At 65.8% G+C, this 21,203-nt stretch carries 28 protein-coding genes; 14 read left to right on the top strand and 14 right to left on the bottom strand.

The window, feature by feature from the left end:
• Positions 1-67 precede the first annotated feature (67 nt).
• Positions 68-745, top strand: coding sequence for a hypothetical protein (locus tag ACFC0O_RS20090; protein WP_375959894.1), 678 nt, complete (start codon positions 68-70; stop codon positions 743-745).
• Positions 746-778: 33 nt separating this feature from the next.
• Here ACFC0O_RS20090 and ACFC0O_RS20085 read toward each other — a convergent pair whose 3' ends face one another.
• Both ACFC0O_RS20085 and ACFC0O_RS20080 read right to left on the bottom strand, forming a co-directional pair.
• Positions 779-2,332 carry a sensor histidine kinase gene (locus tag ACFC0O_RS20085; RefSeq protein WP_375959892.1) on the bottom strand — a complete coding sequence of 518 codons (1,554 nt, stop codon included), beginning with the start codon at positions 2,330-2,332 and terminating at the stop codon, positions 779-781.
• On the bottom strand, positions 2,310-3,017 hold the full coding sequence (locus tag ACFC0O_RS20080) for a response regulator transcription factor (RefSeq protein WP_375959890.1): 708 nt from the start codon (positions 3,015-3,017) through the stop codon (positions 2,310-2,312). The genes ACFC0O_RS20085 and ACFC0O_RS20080 overlap by 23 nt, the downstream gene beginning before the upstream one ends.
• A gap of 246 nt (positions 3,018-3,263) precedes the next feature.
• Here ACFC0O_RS20080 and ACFC0O_RS20075 point away from each other — a divergent pair, with 246 nt between their 5' ends.
• From ACFC0O_RS20075 to ACFC0O_RS20055, 5 genes are all read left to right on the top strand, one after another.
• A complete protein-coding gene (locus tag ACFC0O_RS20075) occupies positions 3,264-3,590 on the top strand; it encodes a hypothetical protein (protein ID WP_375959888.1) in 327 nt (108 codons plus the stop codon).
• A 105-nt stretch (positions 3,591-3,695) separates the two neighbouring features.
• Positions 3,696-4,589 carry a class I SAM-dependent methyltransferase gene (locus tag ACFC0O_RS20070; protein ID WP_375959886.1) on the top strand — a complete coding sequence of 298 codons (894 nt, stop codon included), beginning with the start codon at positions 3,696-3,698 and terminating at the stop codon, positions 4,587-4,589.
• Positions 4,590-4,611: 22 nt separating this feature from the next.
• Entirely contained in the window at positions 4,612-4,953 is a 342-nt protein-coding gene (locus ACFC0O_RS20065) for a hypothetical protein (RefSeq protein WP_375959885.1), read from the top strand.
• Between the two features lie 156 nt (positions 4,954-5,109).
• Positions 5,110-5,289: a hypothetical protein gene (locus ACFC0O_RS20060; protein WP_375959883.1), complete on the top strand. Its 180-nt coding sequence runs from the start codon at positions 5,110-5,112 to the stop codon at positions 5,287-5,289.
• 80 nt (positions 5,290-5,369) lie between these two features.
• Positions 5,370-5,888 carry a monooxygenase family protein gene (locus tag ACFC0O_RS20055; RefSeq protein WP_375959881.1) on the top strand — a complete coding sequence of 173 codons (519 nt, stop codon included), beginning with the start codon at positions 5,370-5,372 and terminating at the stop codon, positions 5,886-5,888.
• A 20-nt stretch (positions 5,889-5,908) separates the two neighbouring features.
• Here ACFC0O_RS20055 and ACFC0O_RS20050 read toward each other — a convergent pair whose 3' ends face one another.
• Positions 5,909-6,514, bottom strand: coding sequence for a TetR/AcrR family transcriptional regulator (locus ACFC0O_RS20050; RefSeq protein ID WP_364648409.1), 606 nt, complete (start codon positions 6,512-6,514; stop codon positions 5,909-5,911).
• Positions 6,515-6,593: 79 nt separating this feature from the next.
• Between ACFC0O_RS20050 and ACFC0O_RS20045 the strand changes: the two genes are divergently transcribed.
• Both ACFC0O_RS20045 and ACFC0O_RS20040 read left to right on the top strand, forming a co-directional pair.
• Positions 6,594-7,376, top strand: a complete 783-nt coding sequence (locus tag ACFC0O_RS20045) for an SDR family NAD(P)-dependent oxidoreductase (RefSeq protein ID WP_375959879.1) — start codon at positions 6,594-6,596, stop codon at positions 7,374-7,376.
• A gap of 56 nt (positions 7,377-7,432) precedes the next feature.
• Positions 7,433-8,068, top strand: a complete 636-nt coding sequence (locus ACFC0O_RS20040; protein ID WP_375959877.1) for a hemerythrin domain-containing protein — start codon at positions 7,433-7,435, stop codon at positions 8,066-8,068.
• A gap of 35 nt (positions 8,069-8,103) precedes the next feature.
• Here ACFC0O_RS20040 and ACFC0O_RS20035 read toward each other — a convergent pair whose 3' ends face one another.
• Complete coding sequence (locus tag ACFC0O_RS20035; RefSeq protein ID WP_375959875.1) at positions 8,104-8,718, bottom strand: class I SAM-dependent methyltransferase; 615 nt, start codon at positions 8,716-8,718, stop codon at positions 8,104-8,106.
• Positions 8,719-8,812: 94 nt separating this feature from the next.
• Positions 8,813-9,829, bottom strand: coding sequence for a GlxA family transcriptional regulator (locus ACFC0O_RS20030; protein WP_375959873.1), 1,017 nt, complete (start codon positions 9,827-9,829; stop codon positions 8,813-8,815).
• Between the two features lie 78 nt (positions 9,830-9,907).
• Here ACFC0O_RS20030 and ACFC0O_RS20025 point away from each other — a divergent pair, with 78 nt between their 5' ends.
• Positions 9,908-10,534 carry a TetR/AcrR family transcriptional regulator gene (locus tag ACFC0O_RS20025; protein WP_375959871.1) on the top strand — a complete coding sequence of 209 codons (627 nt, stop codon included), beginning with the start codon at positions 9,908-9,910 and terminating at the stop codon, positions 10,532-10,534.
• Positions 10,535-10,551: 17 nt separating this feature from the next.
• On the opposite strand, the gene ACFC0O_RS20020 is transcribed toward ACFC0O_RS20025, so the two are convergent.
• From ACFC0O_RS20020 to ACFC0O_RS20005, 4 genes are all read right to left on the bottom strand, one after another.
• A complete protein-coding gene (locus ACFC0O_RS20020; protein WP_375959869.1) occupies positions 10,552-10,923 on the bottom strand; it encodes a hypothetical protein in 372 nt (123 codons plus the stop codon).
• 90 nt (positions 10,924-11,013) lie between these two features.
• Positions 11,014-11,340, bottom strand: a complete 327-nt coding sequence (locus ACFC0O_RS20015) for a plasmid stabilization protein (protein WP_375959867.1) — start codon at positions 11,338-11,340, stop codon at positions 11,014-11,016.
• A 91-nt stretch (positions 11,341-11,431) separates the two neighbouring features.
• On the bottom strand, positions 11,432-12,139 hold the full coding sequence (locus ACFC0O_RS20010; protein WP_375959865.1) for a PAS and ANTAR domain-containing protein: 708 nt from the start codon (positions 12,137-12,139) through the stop codon (positions 11,432-11,434).
• Positions 12,140-12,217: 78 nt separating this feature from the next.
• Positions 12,218-12,961 carry a GAF and ANTAR domain-containing protein gene (locus ACFC0O_RS20005; protein WP_375959863.1) on the bottom strand — a complete coding sequence of 248 codons (744 nt, stop codon included), beginning with the start codon at positions 12,959-12,961 and terminating at the stop codon, positions 12,218-12,220.
• Between the two features lie 880 nt (positions 12,962-13,841).
• Here ACFC0O_RS20005 and ACFC0O_RS20000 point away from each other — a divergent pair.
• On the top strand, positions 13,842-14,624 hold the full coding sequence (locus ACFC0O_RS20000) for an ANTAR domain-containing protein (RefSeq protein WP_375959861.1): 783 nt from the start codon (positions 13,842-13,844) through the stop codon (positions 14,622-14,624).
• 29 nt (positions 14,625-14,653) lie between these two features.
• Entirely contained in the window at positions 14,654-15,394 is a 741-nt protein-coding gene (locus tag ACFC0O_RS19995; RefSeq protein ID WP_375959859.1) for an ANTAR domain-containing protein, read from the top strand.
• 18 nt (positions 15,395-15,412) lie between these two features.
• Here the strand turns inward: ACFC0O_RS19995 and ACFC0O_RS19990 are convergent, their stop codons facing one another.
• The 3 genes from ACFC0O_RS19990 to ACFC0O_RS19980 are packed head-to-tail and all read right to left on the bottom strand — an operon-like array spanning position 15,413 to position 16,969.
• Entirely contained in the window at positions 15,413-15,850 is a 438-nt protein-coding gene (locus ACFC0O_RS19990; RefSeq protein WP_375959857.1) for an arsenate reductase ArsC, read from the bottom strand.
• Positions 15,851-15,866: 16 nt separating this feature from the next.
• Positions 15,867-16,604 (bottom strand): aquaporin, encoded by a 738-nt coding sequence (locus ACFC0O_RS19985; protein ID WP_375959855.1) that lies wholly within the window; start codon positions 16,602-16,604, stop codon positions 15,867-15,869.
• A complete protein-coding gene (locus ACFC0O_RS19980; protein ID WP_375959853.1) occupies positions 16,601-16,969 on the bottom strand; it encodes an ArsR/SmtB family transcription factor in 369 nt (122 codons plus the stop codon). The genes ACFC0O_RS19985 and ACFC0O_RS19980 overlap by 4 nt, the downstream gene beginning before the upstream one ends.
• 118 nt (positions 16,970-17,087) lie before the next feature.
• Between ACFC0O_RS19980 and arsM the strand changes: the two genes are divergently transcribed.
• Positions 17,088-17,894: an arsenite methyltransferase gene (gene arsM, locus ACFC0O_RS19975; protein WP_375959851.1), complete on the top strand. Its 807-nt coding sequence runs from the start codon at positions 17,088-17,090 to the stop codon at positions 17,892-17,894.
• Positions 17,895-17,900: 6 nt separating this feature from the next.
• Here arsM and ACFC0O_RS19970 read toward each other — a convergent pair whose 3' ends face one another.
• Positions 17,901-18,794 carry a DUF4437 domain-containing protein gene (locus ACFC0O_RS19970; protein ID WP_375959849.1) on the bottom strand — a complete coding sequence of 298 codons (894 nt, stop codon included), beginning with the start codon at positions 18,792-18,794 and terminating at the stop codon, positions 17,901-17,903.
• Between the two features lie 81 nt (positions 18,795-18,875).
• On the opposite strand from ACFC0O_RS19970, the gene ACFC0O_RS19965 reads away from it, so the two are divergent.
• Positions 18,876-19,439: a TetR/AcrR family transcriptional regulator gene (locus tag ACFC0O_RS19965; RefSeq protein WP_375959847.1), complete on the top strand. Its 564-nt coding sequence runs from the start codon at positions 18,876-18,878 to the stop codon at positions 19,437-19,439.
• A 37-nt stretch (positions 19,440-19,476) separates the two neighbouring features.
• Positions 19,477-20,220, top strand: coding sequence for an arylmalonate decarboxylase (locus ACFC0O_RS19960; protein WP_375959845.1), 744 nt, complete (start codon positions 19,477-19,479; stop codon positions 20,218-20,220).
• Between the two features lie 15 nt (positions 20,221-20,235).
• Here the strand turns inward: ACFC0O_RS19960 and ACFC0O_RS19955 are convergent, their stop codons facing one another.
• Entirely contained in the window at positions 20,236-21,186 is a 951-nt protein-coding gene (locus ACFC0O_RS19955; RefSeq protein WP_375959843.1) for an alpha/beta hydrolase, read from the bottom strand.
• Positions 21,187-21,203: the final 17 nt, after the last annotated feature.

The following is a 21,203-nucleotide window of genomic DNA, read 5'->3' as shown; positions in this document are numbered from 1 at the left end:
ATACTGATGGCTCGGTCGAAGGGTTTCCGGTTTTCCGGCGTTGTAAGGGGATATCAAGGTGCGCAACATGTTTCGTGATCCGGGCATTGCCGATGGTGAACTGTCCCGATACGTGGTGACGGTGGGTGATGATCCGGCCGAGTATCAGGTGACCGCGCTGGTCGAGCATCAGGGCGAGACGGGTTACCGCACGGATCTGACCGTGGAGATGCCGGACGATTTCAGCATGCGGGTCGCGCAGGTCTTCGATCGCACCGGCGGCCGGTTGTCGACGGTCAGCTACTCCGCCGAAAGCAAGCTGGGGGAGACCGTGGTCAGCCGCGAGGAGGGCAATTTCGTCGGCACCTCGCATCTCCAGTTCGGCGGCAAGGTCGAGCCCTTCCCGAGCCCCCTCACCTCCCTGCTCGGCGGTGCGACAACCTTCCGAGGACTCGATTTCACCAAGGGCGCCAAAGCAACCATCAGCCTCTGGCTCGCCTACTCGATCCACTGGCCGGTCGAGATCAAGGTCGAAAAACGCACCACCATCGATATCGCCGCGGGAAGATTCGACGCCTGGCAGGTGAAAGCCAAACCCAGCTTCGCCCACATCAACGGCTTGCTGGACAAGGTGATTCACGGCATCCTCCCCGCCTTCACCCTCCACTTCGAAGCCGCCGCCCCCCATCGCATGCTCCGCTTCAGCTTCCCCACCGGCCCACTGCCCTGGGACCCCAAGGGCCTGGTCCAGCTCGCCGAGGCGTAGTCGATCCCGGATGTCGGTGACCCGCCGCTCAAGTCATTCACCGCGCTCCTGATCACCGATGCCGAGTTCGCGCGGCAGGGTCACCGTGAATTCGGTGCTGCCCGGAATGCTGTGCAGGGCAATGATTCCGCCGTGCGCCTTGACTATCGCTTCGGCGATTCCGAGGCCCAATCCGGTGCTACCGGCGCGCCTCGAGCGTGATGAGTCGCCGCGGCTGAAGCGTTGAAATACCTCGGGCTGCAACGTCACCGGAATGCCCGGACCGTTGTCGGCGACGCGCCAGATCGCGTTGCCGACCGGGTCGGTGGTCAATGACACCGCGACCGAAGTTCCCGGGGCGGTGTGGGTTCGGGCGTTGGCGAGCAAATTCGCCAGCACCTGGTGCAGTCGAATCGCGTCTCCGGTGACGATGACGGGCTCATCCGGCAGATCGAGATTCCAGTAATGCTCGGGACCGGTGACATGCGCGTCGCTGACCGCCTCCACCGTCATCGCGGACACATCGACCCGCTCTCGCTCGAGCGGTCGTCCCGAGTCCAGGCGCGCCAGCAGCAGCATGTCCTCGACCAGTCGTGACATCCGCTCGGCTTCGGAGGCGACGCGGCTCATCGCATGGGCGACATCGGCCGGCACGGCGGATCGATTGCGCTGTGCGAGTTCGGCATAGCCGCGGATTACCGTGAGCGGAGTGCGCAACTCGTGACTGGCGTCGGCCAGGAACCGGCGAGCACGGAGTTCGGAGTCGTGCCGGGCGGACAACGCGCCCGCGATATGGCTGAGCATTCGGTTCACCGCTGCGCCGAGTGCGCCGATTTCGGTGCGCGGATCGGTATCGGCCGGCGGAACCCGCACGGGCAGTGCGACTTCGCCTCGATCCAGGCGCAGGTCCGCGACCCCGGTGGCGATGGCCGCGACCCGGTCCAGCGGCGCCAGTGCCCTGCGGACGAGGTGAACTCCCGCGGTCGTGGCCGCGGCCAGCGCGACCGCGGCGAAGAGCGCGAACACCGTCAGCACGCGCAGCACCGTGGCGTGCGCCTCGGCGACCGGCATGCCGATCACGACGGTCTGCCCGTGCGCGGTGGCGCGGGCGATGACGCGATACCGTCCGAGCCCTCGAATGGTCTGGGTGGTGTGCACGCCGTCCACCGCCAGCCGGGTCATTTCCGCATCGGCCGTGGCGGGCAACGCTATTCGTGCATCGCTCGAGGTCACCATGCCGCCGCTGATGACCTGCCCGTCCTCGACGATCGCGCCGAAGGTGCCCAGCGGCTGTCCGGGAGCGCCGATGAAACCCGGTCCGGGCCCCGAAACCCCGGTCGCCCCAGGTATTTTCGCCGAATCGGCAGGATGGCCATCCGCGTCCGCCGGATCACCGCCGACGATCTGGACCGCGCGCTGTGCGGTGTAGGTGAGTTGGCTGTCGAGCCTGCCCATCAGGAATTGATGCAGTGCGAACCCGTTGGCTGCCCCGACCCCGAGGCATACCGCGGACACCACCAGCACCTGTCCGGCCAGCAGCCGCGATCGCAATGACCGGGGCCGTCGTCCCCGGCCTGGCGGGGTGTCAGCGCGCCGGTTTGAGGACATAGCCGACGCCCCGCATGGTGTGGATCATGGGTTCGCGTCCGCTGTCGACCTTCTTGCGCAGGTAGGAGATGTAGAGCTCCACCACCGAGGCGCGTCCGCCGAAGTCGTAGTGCCAGACACGGTCCAGGATCTGGGCCTTGCTCAGTACCCGCTGGGCGTTCTGCATCAGGAAGCGCAGGAGCTCGAATTCGGTGGCGGTCAACGTGATCGGCTCGCCGCCGCGCCAGACCTCATGCCTGTCCTCGTCCAGAATCAGATCACCCACCACGAGGTGTTCGCCTCGTAGATCCGCCGCGATGCCGGATCGGCGCAGCAGTGCGCGCACCCGCAGGATCACTTCCTCGAAGCTGAACGGTTTGGTGACGTAATCGTCTCCGCCCGCGGTGAATCCGGCGATCCGATCCTCGAGCGAGTCCTTGGCTGTCAGCAGCAGCACCGGCAGATGTGGATTCCGCTTGCGCAACTCGGTGAGTACGTCGAGGCCGGTCATATCCGGAAGCATGATGTCCAGCAGGACGATATCGGGTCGTGCGTGGTCGGCCTGTTGGATGGCGCTTCTGCCATCGGCGGCGGTGAGGGTCTGCCAGCCCTCGTAGCGCAGGGCCGTCGACATCATTTCGGCCAGCATCGGTTCGTCGTCCACCACCAGTGCGGTGATCGCCGTGCTGTTTCGACCGGTGTTCACAAGCTCTCCTCTCGATCGAGGCTGTTTGTGTACGAGACCGTATCGTATCAATCCGCGCCGGATTCCGCTGATGGCAAATTCACAGCATCGTGCTGAGTGGCTGATAGCTCGTGCGGGTTGTATGGGGTCCATCGGCGCAACACGGCGTCGGAATCGAATGAAAACCGTTGACATGACTCGCAATTGGTGGCCGTGCCGGGTTTGGCGGTCGCCGCGGGACGTGATCGCGGACAAGGAGGTTCAAACATGATCGAGACGAGAATGAATCGCAGATCACGCCGGTTGATCGCGCGACTGGCGGTGTCGGGGGCCGTGGTCGCCCTCCCGCTCGCCGTCGTGGTGAGTCAGGCATCGGCCGAGACGCCGGCCGTCGTGCAGGCGAGCGACCAATCAGGCATCACGCTCGACAACGTCGCAGGTCCGGGACCCGGTGGCCGAGGCGGTCCGGGACCGGGTGGTCAGAGCGGCCCGGGGCAGGGTGGTCCCGGTCCCGGTGGTCAAGGCCCGAGCCACCCGGGCGGCGGATCCCCGCAGGGCGGGAATCATTCCACCGGCTCGTTCGGCAGCAGCTAGAGCGCAGTGAGCTGAGGCGTTCATCAGCCGGACCGGTCCTCCGAAATCGAATCCGAGTATTCGAACGACCCATCCCGTCAACAGATCAATGGAGGTGTCACAGCAATGCGAACCGATGGAGATACGTGGGACATTGCCAGCGGAGTGGGTGCGACCGCCCTGGGTATGGCGGCGTTCCGAGCACTGATTTCGGAGGGACCGGATCCCGGGATCCGGGACGATTACGCGCGCCTGTTCGTGGAGGCATCGGATGACCCGATCTTCACCGGGATGCTCACGCGGGATACCGGGCGGAACTCACCGTTCGCCGGACTGCTGGGTGCCCGGACCAGGTTCTTCGACGACTTCTTCACCGAGGCCGCGAAATCCGGCGTGCGGCAGGCGGTGATTCTGGCGGCCGGGTTGGATGCCCGGGCGTACCGCCTGGACTGGCTCGGCGGCACAACGGTTTTCGAGATCGATCAACCGCAGGTGCTCGAGTTCAAGGACCGCGTGCTGGCCGCGCATCGTGCGGAACCCATGTGCGATCGCAGGTCTGTCGGGGTCGATCTGCGCGACGATTGGCATATCGCGCTCACGGCGGCCGGATTCGACCCGGCATTGCCGACGGCATGGGCGGCGGAGGGTTTGGTGGAGTATCTGCCCGCCGCCACGCAAGATCTGCTGTTTCACCGGATCGATGAACTGTCGGCTCCCGGTAGCTATTTCGCGGTGAACGGGTTCCCGGTCGATGCCGATAGCAGTCGGTTGGTCGGTGCCGAGTCCACGTTCTATGACGAATCCGGTGGCGACAATCCATTCGGCGGACTCGATATGTCCGAACTCTTCTACCGTGAGGTGCGCACCGAACCGGGGCAGTGGTTGACGAACCGGGGCTGGTCGGTACGCAGTACGGACTCCCTCGAACTCACGATCGCCTACGGCGGTGAGCTTCCGCAGCTGCCCGACGAGGTCGCCGAGGTGCTGAGGAAGTCCTTCTACCTCACCGCGTCGAAGTAGTCGGCGTCGAGACGGCACGTACGTGGGCAGTATTCTCGAGCGCCTGCTGCGACTGCGGCGCAGGGCCCGTGGCAACCGGGTAACGCTGGTGCTCTTCCGGATCGGGATCGTCCTCATCGGTCTCCCGATCTTCGTGTTCGGCGCCATCGTCTTCCGTCCACTGGCCCTGCTCGGCCTGATCATTCTCGGATCCGAATTCGAATGGGCCCGGCGCATGTCGGAAGTCGCCCTGGTCCGCATGCGCGCCGCCCGAGCGCGCATGCGGACCCTTCCCACCTGGGCAACCATCCTGATCCGAGCCTCCGCCGTCGCGGTGATGATCGTTCCCGTTGTCGTGGGTCTGATTCTGTTTCGGGCGGGGTAATAGCAAATTCGCATGTGGCACTCCACGTTTCAGTGCTTCAGGACCCTCCCCCAGTGGGGAATCCCACACTCGCGAGGGGATGGAAAGTGTGTCACCGTGAGTTCGACAGATGAGAGCGGCAGAGCTGCCGGGAGATCGACTCCGGAGGGAGTGCTCATGTCGATGGTAATGATGGTGACGCTCGGGATCCTGCTGCCGGTGATGGGTGTGGGTTCGGCGTATTTGACCGTGGCGGCCACCTACTGGTGGGAGACGCGTCGTGTCCGCACCACACCCGCGCGAGAGCGTGCACGCGCTGTACGTCTTGCGCCGTCGTGGCGAATTCGGTTGACGTAGCACGTATTTTCACGTGGTCGGCGCCGTACCGTTCACTGAGTACCACGCACGAGCCAGGTATCGGGCGTTGAATGAGCTGTATGGCAGCACGAGTGAATCGGCAGACCGTGGATTTGTCCGGCTATCCCGATCTGATCGTCATCTATCTGGGGATGCGGGTCAATCGGTTGTACGGGGTGCGGACGTTGCTGGGTTTCGGGCCCAAGATCGCGACGTCGGTGCAGGATCAGCCCGAGGGGCTGCTACTGCACGAAACCGTTGTCTACTCGATGTTTCCGGCGAATATCGGGATGCGCCAGTATTGGCGGGATATGGATTCGCTGCTGGCGTTCGCGCGATCGGAGCCGCATCGGGTGTGGTGGCGAGACTTCCTGCGCGACAGTGGGGGAACCGGGTTCTGGCACGAAACCTATTCCATGACAGGGGGTATGGAGGCGGTGTACGTCGATGTGCCCGAGGCGATCGGGTTCCTGCGCTTCGCGCCGAATGTGCCTGCGCGGGGGTCGATGTTCGGGTCCGCGGCGCGGATGGGACGTGCCGATGCCGCCGAGAGCGCCGTCTCGGAAACCGAACTGTATGGGTCGCCCACCGACGAATGAGAAAGACGCGCGTGAGACCGCTACGCGTTCGCTCCCAGCACGGTGGCGGCGAGATCGGCGATCACCGGGACCGCGTCGAACAGATCGTCGTCCGATCCGATCATGGTGTCGAATGTTTCGAAGCTGGTGAGGGCCAGCAGGATTCGAACCTGATGGTCGGTGGCTCCCGCGGTTTCGTCGGTGAAGCGTTTGGCCAGCACCGTCAAACCTTCGCGGCGGCGCTCGTCGCGGGCGCTGATGACCGCGTGGACATCGGCGTCGAGCGCGGCCAGGGCGCGTAGCCGGCGCATGGCGGGGCGATCGGCCTGCCAGAAGCGTGCGAAGCAGGCGATGAACTCGGTGAGCGCCGCGGGCGGTTCTGGATTGGTGAAGGCTTTGACCAGTTCGGACAGGCCCCCCTCGGCCGCGAGGTCGTCGCAGACCGCTTCCAGCAGACCGGTCTTGGATTTGAACTGGTAGTAGACGGTTGCGCGGGCCACATCCGCGCGCTTGGCAATCGCGTCCAGGGTGAATCCGGTGTAGTTATCGGCCCCGCCCAGCACTTCCCGAGCGGCGTCGAGAACCTGTCGGCGGCTCTGCTCGATCTGCGCGGTGCGCTTCCCCAGATTGTATTGACGCGGGCTCATGGCCTTGACAGTACCTGGTGAACCTGATTAATTCATACAGACCGTCTAATTAATTAAATGAGGGCGAAAGGACAGTGGCGTGACTACTTCAGGGGTTGTGGTGCTGGGCAACCACCCGGATCTGGCGGGCAAGACCGCCGTGGTGACCGGCGGCTCGCGGGGCATCGGCGCTGCTACCGCAATCGCGTTGGCCCGCAACGGAGTTGACGTTGCGGTGGTGGGCCGCGATCAAGCCGCGCTGGACGGCGTCGCGGCCGCGATCACCGACACGGGCGGCCGGGCGCTGGCGGCGGTGGCCGATTGCACCTCCGCAACGGACCTGGACCGGCTACATGCCCAGGTCCTGGCTCGATTCGGCAAGGTCGACATCGTGATCGCCTTCGCCGGTGGTTACGGCCAGCCGGTGCCCTCGGTCGAGGAGACGCCCGACCATTGGCGGCACGTGGTGGATTCCGATCTCACCGCGACCTTCCTGACCATCTCGGCCTTCCTGCCGGAGTTGACCGCGCACGGCGGCGCGATCGTCACGATGGCCTCCTCTGCGGGCCGGCAGGCCAGTCGCGCCGCGGCCGCCTACTCCGCGGCGAAGGCGGGAGTGGTGGGAATGACTCGCCATCTGGCCAATGAGCTTGCGCCGCAGGGGGTTCGAGTCAACTGCGTGGCGCCCGCCGCGGTCGAGAACGATCGCATGCGGAGCTTCATGTCCGAGGAACAGCGAGAGCAATTGGGGCGCGGCTACCCGTTGGGACGGCTCGGCACACCCGACGATATCGCCGCCGCGACGTTATTCCTGGTCTCGGCCGCATCGTCCTGGATCACCGGCATCACGCTCGATATCGCCGGTGGTTCGGTCATGCCGTGACCGCGTGCCCGAGCCCCTGAACACCCAAAAGAGTTGAACGAGAACGGTTGACGAGAATGCTGAACGACCACAGGCCGACAACGACCATCGATTTCTTCGGAATGTATCTGGCTCACGACGCGTGCATGCGCGATCTGATCCGCCTATCGGCCGCCGTCGCCGAGGACCGCCTCGGGCAGCGATCGGTGCGCGTCGGATGGGAGACCTTCCTGCGCCAGCTCGACCGGCATCACAGCACCGAGGATGCGGCGCTGTGGCCACTGGTGCGCGCCGCGGCCGATGATCCGGCGGATCTGGCGATCCTGGACGAGATGGAAGCCGAGCACGAGGGCATCGTGGACCTGCTGTCCAAGGTGGAATACGGTGTCGCCAATTCCGTTGGCGCCCAGCGCTTGCGAGCCGATGTGGACGCACTGGCCGCGGCGCTCGATACCCATTTCACGCATGAGGAACAGGTGGCCTTGCCGCTGATCGACCGCACCGTCGGCGGCCGCGGATGGGCCGCGTTCGGTGAGGAGATGCGCAAGCGCAACGGCACCCGCGCCATCACCGAATATCTGCCGTGGGCGCTGGACGACGCGCCCGCCGAATCCAGGGCCAAAATGCTCGGTTTCATGCCCGCCGCCGTGCGCGGGCTGTACCGCTATGTGCTCGAGCCGCGCTATGTCAGTCGGCGTCGCGGTTGGGTGTAACCGATTGGTGCGCGGTCATTCTCGCGCGGATGCGGTCACGGGGTGCGGGAGAACACCGCCACCAGGAAGTCCGAATCGTCGGTGAATGGACGCAGATCCCAGGTACCGAGCTGCAAATCCAGTGTGAGACCGGCCTTTTCGGCGTCGGCGCGGAATTCGGGGAAGTCGTAGCCGCGATCGGCGCCGAAACCGGTGACCACCCGGCCGGTCGGGGCGAGATGTCCAGCGAATCCGGAGAGCACCGCACCCCGCGTGGACGGCGCGAGGAAGGTCATCACGTTGCCCGCGCACACGATGACATCGAAGTCGGCGGCTACGTCGCGTCCCGGCAGGTCCAGTTCGGCGAGGTCGCCGACCAGCCAGGTCGGGCCGGGGTAGTCCTGTTCGGCGGCGGCGATGAGCACCGGGTCGATATCGACGCCGACCACGGTGTGCCCGGCGCCGTGCAGATATCCGCCCACGCGGCCTGGACCGCACCCTGCGTCCAGGACCCGGCTGCCTCGGTCGAGCATGGCATCGACCATGCGCGCTTCCCCGGCGATATCGGTGCCCTCGGCCGCCAATGTCCGGAACCGCTCCACGTACCAGGTCGAATGCGCGGGATCGGCAGCGATGAGCTCCTCCCAATGGCTGGGGGTACGACCGCTCATCGGCTGCTCCTCGTGGTTCGGACGGTGTCGGGTCCACTGTGCCACCACCGGCTTGCAGGGTTCGCGCCCGGTGGGAGGTGGGCAGGGTTCGGCATCAGGACACAGCCTGTTCGAAAGCCGGATCCAGCCCGGCGGCCGATCCGGTGGAGCGGAACCGCTGCTGATACTTGCGTGGCGAAATACCCAGGCGCGCAATGAAAGCCCGGCGCAATGCCTCGCTGGTGCCGAATCCGGCCGCCATGGCGGCCTCGGTCACGCTCTGCCCGGCGTGCAACATGTCCCGCGCCAGGCAGAAGCGGATATAGGCAACGTATTCGGCGGGGGAGCGCTCCACCTCGGTGCGGAACAGGCGGGTGAGATGGCGGACGCTGACCTGACCGTGCGCGGCCAGGGTCTGCACGGTGTGCGGATACGCCGGATCCGCACAGATCAGGTCGATCACCTTGCGCACCAGCGGACTTCGGGCGGCAGGCCCGCTCAGTGATGCCGAGAATTGCGATTGCCCGCCCGCGCGCTGCATGTAGACCACCAGTGATTGCGCCACGCGCCGCGCGACGTCGGCACCGTGATCCTCCTCCACCAGCGCCAGCGCCAGATCGACCCCGGCCACCACTCCCGCTGAGCTGTACAGGTTTCCGTCGCGCACGAAGATCGCGTCGGGATCCACCGCGATCTTGGGAAAGCGAGCCGCGAGATCCCTGGTGAACTTCCAATGCGTGGTGGCATTGCGGCCATCGAGCATGCCGAGATCGGCGAGTACGAAAGTGCCGCTGCACACCGAGGCCAGTCGGCGGGTATTCCAGGACAGATACCTGGTCGCGGCCAGCACTTCGGGTGTCACGAATTTGGATGGATGCTGTTCACTGCCCGGAATCACCACCGTGTCGAACGATCCGGAGTCCGCCGCCGCGCCGCTGACCTGGATTCGCGCCCCGATCGAAGTCTGCACATCGGACCCGTCGGGCGAGACCAGCACCACCTCGTACCCGTCGACCGATTGGTTGGCCTCGACGAATACCTCCGCAGGACCGGCGAAGTCGAGCATTTTGACACCGTCGAAAACCAGGATGCCGATCCTGCGGCGTAGCGAAGCGGCGTGATTGGAGGACATGACAACCATTATTCTGGAGTCATGCCTCCAGAACAAGGCGCGAGCGCGGCCCGGACGAACCGATTGGTACGGTGAGGCATGGCACGGCCGCGGCAATTCAATGAATCGGACCTGCTCGACGCCGCGACGGAGCTGTTCTGGGCCAAGGGCTTCGATGCCACGTCTGTGGAAGATGTCTCACTCGCGACCGGTGTCGGCAACGGCAGCATCTACTCCGCCTACGGCAGCAAACGCGGGCTGTTCCTGGCGGCCTTCGAACGCTACTGCGCTCGCCGCGCCCGGTTCATTCGCGATGTCATCGTTACCGCGCCCGGCACGCCCCGCGCGGCGGTACGCGCGCTGCTGGAGGCTGTGGTGAATGATTGCGCCGCGCACCCGGATCGCCGCGGCTGCCTGATGATCAATTCCATCGCCTTGTTCGGTGATCGTTTTCCGGAGGTCGCCGCCATCGGCACCCGCACGACCACAGCGATGGAACACGGTGTCGCCGAACGTCTTCGCCCCGCCATCGCAACGGCAGGCGAGGTCGACGAAGCGACCCTGTCCGCGCTCAGCGCGCATATCGTCATGGTCGCGCAGGGCCTGATTCAGTTGAGCCGCTTGGGAACTCCCACACCTCGGCTACGCGAGATAGCCGAGGTCTCGTGTGCCGCGCTGCCGCGCGACTGGGCCGATCGACTCGTGCCCGCGGCCCCAGATCACTGATTGTCCTGACGACCGCCTCAGCGGACGTATTGGAAAACCTGCGGATTCGGCATGGGGGAGGGCTGGCCCGGCGAGGGGGGCTCCGGGAATGGTGCGGGCTCGCCGGGGGCCGGCGGTTCCGGGAAGGGGCGCGACGGTTCGGGCACGGGCGGAACCGGGGCCGGTGACGGCGGTGTGGGCACGGGCGACGGTGGTGCGGGCACCGGCTCGACGGGCGGCTCCGCCGGGATGGGCTCGGGGGGATCCACGGGCGGGTTCGGGAGCGTGTCCGCGTGCCAATTCAGGTCTTTCATGACCGCGTTGAGGCGCAGCAGCGCGGAGTGTGCGCTCGGGGTCTCATCGGTGAACTGCGTGCTCGGTGTCTCACCGTAGGATTCGTCAAAATGCATCACAGGCTCCTCGAAGAATTGCAGGACATCGCGGGATAGCCACCGGGTGCGCGGTTATCGAATATCGCGATGCCGGGTAGGTGGGGTGCGCTACTTACCGAGCGCCGTGGCGAGCTGGGCCTTCGTCATGGCGGAGCGGCCCTTGATATTTCGCTGGCGAGCCTCGTTGTAGAGCTGGTCACGGGTCAGACCTTTGGGGCCCTTGCGTCCCGACCGCTGCCCACCGCGCTGCTGCGGTGATTTGCCCTCCAATGAGGTTCGGCTGGCGGTTTTCGTCTGCCCGGCCCGGGCACGGTTCTTGTTGACCGTGCGCGCAGCGATTTCCTCGGCGCGTTTCTCACTCTGACCGCGATCCTCGGCCGAATCCCGGATGTGTTCGTATTGCCGTTCCTGCTTGTCGGTCCATTCCTTCGGCATGGCGTCCTCCTGATCGGTGACACCATCGCCGTTCCCGGAACGCCCGCGCCCAAACGTGCGGGACGGAATTGCCCTATCGCGAATCGTGCTTTCAGCTGTCGTGCTCAGGTGCGCGCTGCGCGGTGTGACTCGGTACGCGCGTGTGCATCGTCAGCAGAATGTGGTCGAACGCGGCGATTGTGGCGGGTGGCGCCTGCGGTACCTGCGGCAGTTCGAACAGGAGCTGCGCGGCCAGCACTCGCAGTTTGGTGTTGGTCTCCTGCGAACGCCAGGTCAAGACCTTGAATGCCTGTTCGGCGTTAATGCGGTACATGCGCATGAGCACACCCTTGGCCTGTTCGATCTCCGCGCGGGCTTCGATCACTTCGGGCAGGGTGGCGTGCAGTGTTTCGTGTTCGATCTCCGCCAGCATCTCGCCGAGGTCGATATAGAAGCCCGCGGTGCCGACCGGTGTTCCCTCGTCGTCGACGATGCGGTCGGCGACCACCATCACGGTGTGCTCGGCCCCGGTGACATCGATGAAGCGGTGGCGACTCGAGAACGGCGTGCCCTGATCGATCGACCGCGCGATGGCTTCGGCGACATGTTCGCGATCCTCGGGATGCTTGTGCGCCAACAGCAGATCGGTGGTCGGTTCGATCTCGCCCGGGGTATAGCCGTGCATCCGATACACCTCGGGGGACCACTCCCACCGCTGCGTCGCGAACCAGAACCGGAAACTGCCCGCACCGGGACGGCTCACGCGCGCGTCACCACCCGCGAGGGCTGCGGCAACGGTCTGGTCCAGTGGTTCGTTCACCGTCCAATTATCGCCCCCACCAGCCCTTTCATCCGGTAAGTCGGCTGTCCGGTCTTGATTGAGATCGCATCGTCACAGTCATGGCCGGTCGGGCGCGCCCGGGCATGTGTCCTCCTGCGAAATCCGCAGTCCGCCTTCGACGATCGCGTGGGCTACCGCGCGCAGGTGCAACTGATTCGTGCGGGCGTACCGGCGGATGAGCTGGAACGCCTCGTCCAAGGGGATGTCATTGCGGGTGGCGATCATGCCCTTGGCCTGTTCGATGACCACCCGGGAATCGAGCGCGTGTTGCAGCTGGGCGCTGAGCTGATGGAGCTGAGTGAGCTTGTCGGCGTTGACCAGGTACCCGGTCGCCATATCCGCCAGCACGCAGGCGGCCTCGAGTTCGGTTCGATGCCAGGCGCGGACCTTGCTGTCATAGAGGTTGACCGCGCCGATGCTGTTCTCGCCCAATCGCATCGGGATACCTGCGGCCGCGCGAAGTCCGTGCCGGGCGGCGACGGCGGTGTACTCGGGCCACTGTGGCACCCGCTCGGCCAGATCGGTGATCGGCGCCGGCCTGCCGCTGCGGAACGCGGCCACGCACGGCCCCTGCTGGGTCGTTTCCTGACACTGTTCGATCGCGGCGATCGCGGGGTTCGGCGCTGTCACGAACCGCAATGATCCCGCTGATTCGAGGGATACCCCGGCCCCCGCGAGCTCGAGCACATTCATCACCGCGTCGACGAGTTCATCGAGCGCCGTGGCCATGTCGTAGTCGGTCGGCAGCAGACGTACGAAGCGGGACAGCGCCCGCAGGAACGCTTCACTGTCGTAGGGCATACGCACCTCCGTTCGTTATTCGCAATAACGGGTACCCCGGTCCGCCCGATCGACACTCATTTCAGGTTCACCCTGTTGGACAGCAAAACCGCTGCCTCGGTGCTTATTCCGGCGTTATCATCGGAACAGCCGAACTGAAATTCCCACCCCAGCCCCCGGTGGAATCGATCGATTCATTCAGTCCTGACCAACTCAGAGATCGCGTTTCGGGCCCGACCAATGTCACAACCTCCCGGCCCCGGCAGCCGCCGCGAACCAATCCCCCTGTCAACCATCGAAGTTCGGTGGTCCGACAGCGCCTCCGCGTTCATCGCCCACTCTTACCGATATCCCAGCGTAACCCATGCCGATCCGGGGTCGGCCTTGGCCGCGATGGACGGACTCATCGACCGGTGCTGGCGGATCACGTGAGTTCTCGGACGCATGTGTGAAGCATCGGAGTGGGGTGCGTCGGTCCTCGCGAAAGCGTTTGCGGAACAGTTTGTTTCATGCTGTGAGGGTTCGTCGAGTTCCGGTCCAGACCTTCTGCGATGGGGACTTGGTGACTAATATTGGCAAGGCGGGACTTCACGTCGAATGTGACGGTCTCGCAGCGGTGGTGGCGTCGCCTCTGGCCCCCGGTCGACCTGCTGCCTTCCTCGAGTTTCGACCGTGCGCGCGCTCGGTGATGGACCGATGTAGCGAATTCCGATGTTGGAGGCGGTCTCGTTCGGTGGGAACCGGGCTACGCGCGACGGCTGCACAGTGGACGGTGCGTGACGATGATGTGGACTGGTTTCGGGTGGGCAGAATTGAGCGGGGCGTTGACACAACGCTTTCGCGTCAGGTCGGCGACGGCGATCGATGCCGACGATCTCGCCGCGGCGATGTGGCGGAAACGGTGAGTGGGGCGGAGGTGATCGGCGCCCAGTTCATGAAGGCCGTTCGGCGGGCCGAGGATGATCCCGCCGGGCCGCGCGGTGCGAGCCTGTTGTGCACGGTGTGCACGGAACTGCTGCCGGTGGACAGAGCGGCGATCATCGTGTGTGCAGCGGACCAGAACTGGGAGATGCTCGGCGCCTCGGACGCGATCGCGACCGGCTTCGCGCAGGCGCAGCTCGCCGCGGGCGAAGGTCCGGGGCTACACGCATATCAGTCCGACGCACCGGCGCTGATATCCGATTTCGGCGCCGCGCTCGCGGGCGGCCGATGGCCGCTGCTCGCCGCGTCCGGGGGTGGCGCGCGCGATGGCGGAGTGTTTTCGTTCCCGCTGCACCGGGGCGCGATCAGGGTTGGCAGTCTGGACCTTTACACCGATGTGCCCACCATGCTGGACGTTCCCGGTTTCGCCGCGGCGGTGCGCATCGCCGATCTGGTCACCGTGGTGCTGCTCGCGGCAGTGCGCGCGTCCGCCCCGGGCTGGCTGGGTACGAATGGATCGCCATATGGCCGAGACAGATTGGGGCCGTGGTGGGAGGTCTCGGCTTCCACCCGGGAGATTCATCAGGCCACCGGAATGATCGCGGCGCAGTTGGGCGTCGATATCGCCACGGCATACGCCCGGCTGGTCGCGACCGCGTTGACCACAGATCGCCCGATCGCGCGGTTCGCCGCCGATATCGTCGCGCGCCGGATCCGATTCGACCCCGACGACCCCGGTGAACCCGGCCGACCGCGGCCCTGAAATCACGACGCCAGGAGGGCGATCGAACCATGGCAACGCGCGAACGCGTATTGATCGCGGCACTTGTGCGAATGGCCGACTCGATGGTGGCGGACTACGACCCGATCGAGCTGGCCCAGGAGTTGGTGGAGGTCGTCGTGGAGCTGCTGCCGGTGGATGCCGCCGGTGTGATGCTCGCCGACCATCTGGACCAGCTGCAAGTACTCGCGTCCAGCAGCGAGGCGGTGCGCCTGCTGGAGTTGCTACAGGTCGAATCCGGAGCGGGACCATGCCTGGGCGCCTTCGAGAGTGGGCAGCCGATTCTGGTGCCCGAGTTGGCCATTGATCATGAACGCTGGCCCGTGTTCGACGATCGTGCCCGTGCCGACGGCTGGGCGTCGGTGTACGCGCTGCCGCTGCGGCTGCGCAGCGACCGCATCGGCGCGCTCAATATGTTCGCCCGCGCCCGCCCGGAACCGTTGGGCGAGGACGATATCGCCGTCGCGCAGGCACTGGCGGATGTGACGACCATCGGCATCCTGCACGCACGGGTGCTGGCCGATTCGGTATTGGTCTCGGCGCAGCTGCAAGCCGCGCTCAATAGCCGAGTGGTCATCGAACAGGCCAAGGGCATGCTCGCCGAACAGGGCGGTTTCGGTATGGACGGCGCATTCGCCGCGTTGCGCGCGTACTCCCGCGCGAGCAATACCCGCATGCTCGACCTCGCCCGTGCGGTCATCGACCGCACCGCTGACACCGCGGCTATCCTTGCCGGCCATTCGGTCGAATAGGTGGGTCGACAGGTGCTTTCAGCGCGGACCTGCCTGGCTCCGATCGTGCGGGGCGATGCCGAGTTCGGTGAGCAGATCGCGGATGTGGGTGGCGATGTGGTCGCGGATGGCGCGGACCTGGTCGATGCCCTGACCGGCGGGATCGTCGAGTTTCCAGTCGCGGTAGGAGACGCCGGGGAAGTAGGGGCAGGTGTCGCCGCAGCCCATGGTGATCACGATCGTGGAGGTTTCGACGGTGTCGGGGGTGAGGATTCGCGGGGTTTGATCGGTGATGTCTATGCCCAGTTCGGCCATGGCCGCGACGGCTACGGGGTTGAGGGTGTCGGCGGGTGCTGTTCCGGCGGAACGGACTTCGATGCTCTCGCCCGCGAGGTGGGTGAGCAGGCCCTGGGCCATTTGTGAGCGGCCGGCGTTGTGGACGCATACGAACAGCACACTTGGTTTGGTGGATGTCATTGCGAGATAGTGCCTTTCACTTCACGGTGCCGGAAGGGACGACGACATCGTCGGCAGCCGTGGATGGTGCGGGGTAGAAGTAGGCGATCGCACCGAGTCCCACCAGCGCGCCCAGCAATTGGGCGGTGATGAACGCCGGGGCTGAGGTGGGGGCGATTCCGGCGAAAGTGTCGGTGAAGATCCGGCCGATGGTGACCGCGGGGTTGGCGAAGCTGGTGGAGCTGGTGAACCAGTAGGCCGCCCCGATCCAGGCGGCGACTGCCGCCGGGGCCAGCGCGGAGCGGCCGGTACGGGCGAGGGCGAAGATGAGCGCGATAAGTCCCGCGGTGGCGACGATTTCGCCGATGAAGTGGCCGGTGTCGGCGCGAGAGTGTGTCGAGATCTGGGCGGCGGACTGGTTGAACATAACGTTCGCCAGCACCGCGCCGGTGATCGCGCCGCCGGTTTGCGCGAGGCAATACGCGCCCGCCTGCGCTGCTGTCAGACCGCTGCCGGTGCGGCGGCCCGCGAGCCAATCAGCCAGGGAGACGGCGGGATTGAAGTGCGCTCCCGAGACCGGACCGAAGAGCAGGATCAACACCGCGAGACCGAAGACCGTCGCGGTGGAGTTCTCCAGCAACTGCAATCCGACCTGATTCGGTGAAAGTTGCTGTGCGGCAATGCCGGAGCCGACGACGACGGCGACCAAGGCGGCGGTGCCGATGGCCTCGGCAGCCAGCCGTCGCGCCAACGGCGTGGCGCCGGAGTCGCTCATGCGGGCGAGAGGGTGGAAGCGGCGGGCGCGAGGATGTCGGAAAGACGTTGCAGCGCTTGCGGAACAACCCGGTAGTACACCCAGGTGCCGCGCCGCTGCGAGGTCAGCAGGCCCGCCTCGCGCAGCACCTTGAGGTGATGGGAGATGGTGGGCTGGGACAGCTCGAACGCGGGAGTCAGCTCGCACACGCAGACTTCCTCGCCGCCCGCGGCGGCGATCAGCGACAGCAGGCGCAGCCGGATCGGATCGCCGAGCGCCTTGAATGCGCCCGCCAGGTCCACCGCGGTCTCGGGTTCCAGCGGCGAAGACAGCGTGGTGGTGCAGCAGTCCGCCGAGGCGATCAACGGAAGTTCTTGTTTCGACACTCGTCAATATTGACAGATATCGATACAGCGCGCCACACTTGCATCGACAGATATCAATACAACCCGGTGGACGCGGTGATTGACCTGTTTCCGGGTGCGTCGAAAGGACGTGAGTCCCATGTCGGAACACACCGATCAGCTGCGTGAGACCGTGCGCGAGCGCTATGCGGCAGCCGCCCTCGCGGTCGGTCACGGCGAGACTGCCCAGGACTGTTGCGGTAGCGAATGTTGTGCGACCGGGGCGATCGACCTCGATGAGAACTTCGGTGCCAGTCTGTACGCGGCGGGCGACCGCGATCAGCTGCCGATCGCCGCCGTGGCCGCCTCGCTCGGATGCGGGAATCCGACCGCTGTCGCCGAACTGCGTGCGGGGGAGACGGTGCTGGACCTCGGGTCCGGCGGCGGGATCGACGTGCTGCTCTCCGCGCGTCGAGTCGGGCCGACGGGTAAGGCATATGGCCTGGATATGACCACCGAGATGCTGGCCCTGGCACGGGACAACGCGGCCAAGGCCGGAGCGAGCAACGTCGAGTTCCTCTACGGCACGATGGAGTCGATCCCCTTGCCGGACAACGCCATCGACGTGGTGATCTCCAACTGCGTGATCAACCTCTCGACCGACAAACCGGCGGTATTCGCCGAAATGGCGCGAGTCCTGGTCCCGGGCGGCCGGATCGGGATCAGTGACGTCGTAGCCGAAGACACGCTGAGCCCCGCTCACCGCGCCGAGCGCGGAGACTACGTCGGCTGCATCGCGGGCGCGCTGTCGTTCACCGAATACCGAGATAACCTCGCCGCGGCCGGATTCGGCGAAATCGAAATCACCCCAACCCATTCCGTGGCGGACGGCATGGTCTCGGCGATCGTCAAAGCCGTGAAGCCCGCGCCCGAAACCCCTTGCTGCGGGCCGAGTTGCTGCGAGTGATACCCACTATTGGTGGGTGGGGTCCGGCCAGGATCCGATCGAGCGGGAGCGGACCGGTTCGATGAAACGTGGTGCGAGGGTTTGCTCATAGCCAGGGCCCCAGTTCGTGGGTGTACCGGACATGGTGACGGTGGCATCGTCGGTGTACCAGTCGACCAGGTCCGAGTCGGAGCGGACCAGCCACGTGCAGCCCTGGACGGCATCGGCGGTGAAATCGCCGTGCCGAATGAGCGCGGGACGCCAGAAGTACGTGCCGGGCCACATCTTGCCGAAGTTGTAGTCGAACCCGCCGTCGAGGCAGTACGCCTCCTCCGAACAGGGGTGGTGCGCCAGGGGCGCTTCACGCCAACCCGGTTTGGCTTTGATGAGACGGCTGTAGAAGCCGGTCTGTTCGTCGCGGTGCAACATTTTGATGTACAGGCCGGGGACTGGAGTGCCACCCAGGTCGAAACGCATTGGGCTGCCGTCTTTTACGTCGATCCACGGCATGTCGGCGGAGTTCAACACGACGAGTTTCTGGTCGGGGCGGACGAATTCGCGATCGCCGTCGGCGAGATCGAAGTGCCAGTCACCGTATTCGCGGAACAGCAGGATCTCGGTGCCCGCGGTCACCGAGATCGGCGGGGTGAGTACGCCGGTGGGGGCCATCCAGAACCCTTCGGGGCCGAGCACGGTATCGCCGATGGTGACCTGACCGGACAGGACGTACCACTCGGTCTCCGCGTGGTGCACGCCCGCCGGGCGTGACCAGTCGGTGTCGAAACGCACCTTGAGAGAAGCAGATCCGTCTTCCTCGTCATAGCTGAGGTGGCGTTGGGTGGCGCTGCCGGTGGCGTGTTCGAACTCGGCGAAGTGGTCGATGAGGTCGCGGTCGTCGATGAGCTCTACGTGTGGACGCATCGGTCCTCCTGGGTGGAGCGGTATTTACGATACAAAATGTAGTTGTTATCAATAACCAAAACAAGATGTATCGTAAATTTCATGACCGGACCCGGACGCCCCTCGGGACCAGCCGCCGATACCGAGGCCCTGGTGCTGACCGCCGCGCTGGAACTGCTGCTGAGTGAGGGCGCGACAGCGCTGACTCCGCAACGGCTGCACACGATTACGGGTGTGGCCCGCACAACGATCTACCGGCACTGGCCGACCCCGCTCGAGGTGCTGGCGGCATTGATCGCGGTGGCTCCGCATCAGCCGTCCGCGCCCAGCGGGGATCTGGCGGCGGATCTGCACGCCGAGGTCGACCTGCTGTGTGATCGCCTGCGGGACAAGCCCGTGGCCGCGTTCCTGCGCGCGCTGATGACGGCCTCGTCCGCAGACTCCGGCTACGGCGAATTGCGGCGGCGCTATGTCATGGATCTGCTCGAACCGTTTCGGGCGGCCGTGCGCGCGCTGGACGCGGGTGATGAGACCTACGCCGAGGATGCCGCCGCGTCGATCGCCTCCCCGCTGCTGGTGGATGTGCTGCTGCTCGATCGCCCCGTGGCGCGCGAGCGCGCGCACCGCGCGGTGGACGATCTGCTGGCCAAGACCACCGCGCCCTGACCCTTCGCCGAAACCACAGCGCCGCAAGGACTTCACCATGACCAATGCCGTCGGGCACCGTGCCGTATTCGGTGTCATCGTTCCCAGTACGAACACCGTTGTGGAGCACGATTATTGGCGTGCCGCCATACCGGGTATCGCCTATCGCGCGGGGTCGATGTACATCCCGAACCCGGTCATGGGCGACGACAAGGATTTTCAGGGACTGCTCGGGCAGATCCGCGCATCCATCGATACGGCCGTGCGAGACGCGCTGACCGCCGAACCCGATCGCATGGTGATGGGGATGTCCGCCGAAACCTTCTGGGGCGGAGTGCAAGGCAACGCCGCCTTCGAACAACGATTGCACGATCGCACCGGACTGCCCGTCACCACCGGTGCGAGCTCCTGCCGTGCCGCCCTGCGGGAACTCGGCTGCCGGCGCATCGCGGTCTTCTCGCCCTATCAGCCGATCGCGGACAGGGAGGTCGGCCGCTACTTCACCGAGGCCGGTTTCGAGGTCACCGCCATTACCGGCCTGCGCTGTCCGACCGCGATGGATATCGCTCGGGTACCCGATGATCGGCTGCGCGCGATGGTCGCCGAAATCGACAGCGCCGACGCGGAAGCCATCGTCCAGGTCGGCACCAATCTGTCCTTCGTGGCGCTCGCGGATCGGCTCGAGGCCGAACTCGGCAAACCCGTCATCGCGATCAACAGCGCCACCCTGTGGCATGCGTTGCGCGAGCACGGAATCCACGATCGGATCGAGGGAGCCGGGCAGCTCCTCCGCGAGCACTGACCATCGCCGACGGCCCTACGACCCGGGCAGCAGATCGGCGGCGAGCCCGTTTGAAACCAGGTCGCGGGCCTGGAGTTCGGCGGAACCCGCTGTCCCGGTGACGAAGTCATCCGACCAGCCGAGTGCCAGCGTGCGCAGCGCGGCGGAATTGACCGGTGCCGGTGTACCGCAGAACAGGGTGCCGAGCAGATCGCTGCTGTCACCTTCGGCATCGGTGTGCGCACCGCCGTGCAGTCGGACGCCGACGAATGGCCGGTGCAGCTGGGATTGGACGGCGGCGGTCCCCAAACCGAAGCTGTTGCACAGCGCGGGCGGCGCGGAGATCGTGAGGATCGGCAGGCCGGTGGGATCGAGCCCGGACAGTGCGCGGGCAATATTGTCACCGACGAAGGATTTGACCGGATCGAGTAGAATTACCCCGCGCAGACCGCTCCAGGCGTCCGGATAGGTGCTGCGGATGCGATCGGCCACGAAGGTGACGGCTTCACCGCCTGCGGAATGCCCGAGGAAGATCAGATCGCGGGGCAATGCCGGGGCTGGCAGCCCCGCCCGGCTCGCCGCGGTCGCCAAACTGGCCGCCAGTGCGCCACCGGGATCGTGTGCGGTGCCGAACAATTCGGCGACATGGTTCAGGAATCCGGAGTTGTCGCCGAGGTTCTGTAGCGTGCATCCGGAGATCTGGACGAACGGCAGGCTGGGCGTGAAGACCAGATAGCCCGCATCCGCGAAACTCCGGGCCAGTGCGCCGACCTGGGCGTCACTGCGGGCAAAACCGTGCTGAACCCATACCAGCGCACGCGGCGTTCCGGTGGGCAGATACCAGTCGGCGGTCTGGTGCAGTGTGTCTGCGGCACAGCCGATATCGACGCTGCCGGGCAGCTGGGTCGCGGCGGTGGCGGGTGCCGCGGCGGCGACGGCGAGGAGGACGGTGGCGACGGTGGTCAAGACCGGGCGTCGAAGAATCATGGTGACTCCCGCGGAGC

It is taken from the genome of Nocardia sp. NPDC056100 (assembly GCF_042266325.1).
Classification (GTDB): Bacteria; Actinomycetota; Actinomycetes; order Mycobacteriales; family Mycobacteriaceae; genus Nocardia.
Note: the sequence above shows the minus strand (reverse complement) of the source record. Positions and strands in the feature narration are given on the sequence as shown.